This window comes from Fusibacillus kribbianus (assembly GCF_030053595.1).
GTDB classification, from domain to species: domain Bacteria; phylum Bacillota; class Clostridia; order Lachnospirales; family Lachnospiraceae; genus Lientehia; species Lientehia kribbiana.
Window position 1 is genome coordinate 1 of sequence record NZ_JASGBQ010000046.1, and the last position, 2,684, is coordinate 2,684.

Consider the following 2,684-nt stretch of genomic DNA (forward strand, 5'->3'; position numbering starts at 1 on the left):
GTAAGCGCCAAATATTCCTGCGGATTTTCTTATCTCCTGGATTCCTCTATAATTGTAAATGAAAGATAGTTAGACTATTTCACTACAATTACGGAGGATAGGTTATGACAGCTACACGCAAAGCCCGTGTTCCGATGGCGGAACAGATCAGGCTTATCAATGAATGCCGCCAAAGCGGCATGACAGATGCTGACTGGTGCCGTGAAAACGGCATCGTAACAAGCACTTTTTATAACTGGGTCCGTCGCTGCAGGAAAGCAGCGGCAGATCAGATCCCGGCACCGAATTATGGTCATTGTGAGATTCCGCGCTCAAAGCAGGACGTGGTTCCCATTGACATTGTTTCGGGTCACCTTCCGGAACAGCATACAGCATCGCAGATACACCAAACGGACCTTGATAATTCACATACGATTGAAGTGTCTATGAATGATGTGACAATCCGCATCAGCAATGACGCCGATCCTGTCCTGCTCACCAGGATACTCCGCCTGATCCGGGAGGCCTCATGTTAGGTGATATCTCCGGCCTCGAAAAAATCTACATTGTCTGCGGCTATACAGATATGCGCAAATCGATTGATGGTCTCTGTGCCATTATCGAAGACCAGCTTAAGATGGATCCGACATCCAGTGCGCTCTTCCTGTTCTGCGGAAGAAGACGGGACAGGATCAAAGCCCTGTTCCGTGAACCGGATGGTTTTGTCCTGATCTATAAACGGCTGTCTGTCCCGGGCGGTTATCAATGGCCCAGGAAGCAGTCGGAAGTCCGGAATCTTTCCTGGCGGGAGTTCGACTGGCTGATGTCAGGAATTGATATCGACCAGCCCAAAGCACTCAAAGCAGAGTAAAAAAATATCTGGATATCGGTAAAAATCCTGCACAGAAAAATGACAGATTTCCTTATAAATTCAGCATTTTTCAGCCCTTGTTTTCCTTTAGGAATGACCGTATTTATGGTATAATAGAGGTATCAAATCCAAGGAGAAAACGATGGCTTCCAGTGCAAAAGACATCCAGCTGCGAGAGCTGAAGGACACCATATCACAACTGAAAACAATGCTCTCTGAGCAGACGGAACTGGTCAGATCTCTCCGTCTTGTTATTGACGAAAAAACCAGCCACGAAAAAGCCCTTCAGGAACAGGTGGACTATCTTACCAAAAAGCTTTTCGGTTCCTCCAGCGAAAGAAGGACCGATGACATTCCGGGACAGCAGCACCTTTTTGATGAAGCGGAAGTGGAACAGGATCCTTCCCTGTTGGAAGAAGAGGCCGTGATCCGTGAGCATACCCGCAAGAAGAAAGCAGCCCATGAGGATCTTTTTAAAGGCCTGAAGGTTGAAAAAGTAGTCATTCCTCTTCCGGATGAAGATCAGGTCTGCCCGGTCTGCGGTACGCAGATGGTCCTGATCGGCGAAGAGTATGTCCGCCGTGAGCTGCAATTCATCCCGGCCACATGCAAAGTGATCGAATACTACAGCCAGAGTTATGGATGTCCGTCCTGTAAGGAAGGATTGGGAGACACGGAAAAGCCTGTGATCGTAAAGTCTCAGGTTCCGCAGGCCCTGGTAGGAAAAGGTCCGGCGACCGCATCTGCCGTTGCATGGACAATGTATCAGAAGTACGCCAATGGACTTCCCCTTTACCGTCAGGAGAAAGACTGGAAACAATATGGTGCCCAGATCAGCAGGACGACACTTGCCAACTGGATCATCTATTGCTCCCGGAATTACCTTCAGCCAATGTATGATTACTTCCACCGGGAACTGCTGAAGCGCAGCTTCGCAATGGCAGATGAGACCAGGGTCCAGGTACTGAAGGAAGAGGAACGCCGGGCACAGACGCAATCCTTCATGTGGCTGTTCCGCAGCGGCGAAGACGGCCTTCCTGCCATTATTTTATATGGCTACTCTCCAACCAGGAGCGGCAGCCATGCAAAGGAGTTCCTGGAAGGATATCATGGGTATCTGGAAACGGATGGTTATCAGGGCTACAACAGCCTGCCGGATATCAAGCGGTGTTCCTGCTGGGCACACATCCGCCGGTACTTTATCGACGCCGTTCCCAAAGGGAAACAGTATGATTACAGCCAGCCTGCAGTGCAGGGAGTCCAGTACTGTAACCGTCTGTTTGCCATAGAGGATTCCATTAACAAAAAATATCCCGGTGATTATGAAAAGCGTAAGCAGCTGCGTCTCGAGAAGGAAAAACCTGTTCTGGAGGCTTTTTGGTTGTGGCTAGAACAGCAAAAGCCAGTCCGGAATAGCCGTATGGATAAAGCGGTGAATTATGTCCTTAACCGCCGGGAAACAGCGGAGACCTATCTGGAGGATGGACGCTGCAGCTTCACAAACAATCTCAGCGAGAACGCGATCCGTCCATTTGCAGTCGGCCGGAAGAACTGGCTGTTCAGTGATTCTGTAGAAGGAGCCAATGCCAGTGCAGTAGTCTATACAATGGTTGAGATGGCAAAGGCGCATGACCTGAATGTTTACGGATATCTGAAATTTCTGCTGGAACATCGGCCAACGAAAGAAATGACCGATGATCAGCTCGCAGAGCTTGCACCCTGGAGTGAAAAACTCCAATCTATCAAAAATCGCATGTGAATTATAGTGAATTACTCCAACTCGCAAAGGGCTGGGGTAATTTTATATCTGACCGCATTATTATTTGGCGGTTAC

3 protein-coding genes are annotated in these 2,684 nt (G+C 48.9%); all 3 read left to right on the forward strand.

Annotation, left to right across the window (positions count from 1 at the left end; genetic code table 11):
* Positions 1–104 precede the first annotated feature (104 nt).
* The 3 genes from tnpA to tnpC all read left to right on the forward strand — a co-directional run bounded on the left by tnpA (position 105) and on the right by tnpC (position 2,609).
* Entirely contained in the window at positions 105–515 is a 411-nt protein-coding gene (gene tnpA, locus QJ036_RS14065) for an IS66 family insertion sequence element accessory protein TnpA (RefSeq protein WP_283231968.1), read from the forward strand.
* Positions 509–850: an IS66 family insertion sequence element accessory protein TnpB gene (gene tnpB, locus QJ036_RS14070; protein ID WP_283231969.1), complete on the forward strand. Its 342-nt coding sequence runs from the start codon at positions 509–511 to the stop codon at positions 848–850. Before tnpA ends, tnpB begins: the two co-directional genes overlap by 7 nt.
* A 142-nt stretch (positions 851–992) precedes the next feature.
* On the forward strand, positions 993–2,609 hold the full coding sequence (tnpC, locus tag QJ036_RS14075) for an IS66 family transposase (RefSeq protein ID WP_283231970.1): 1,617 nt from the start codon (positions 993–995) through the stop codon (positions 2,607–2,609).
* Positions 2,610–2,684: the final 75 nt, after the last annotated feature.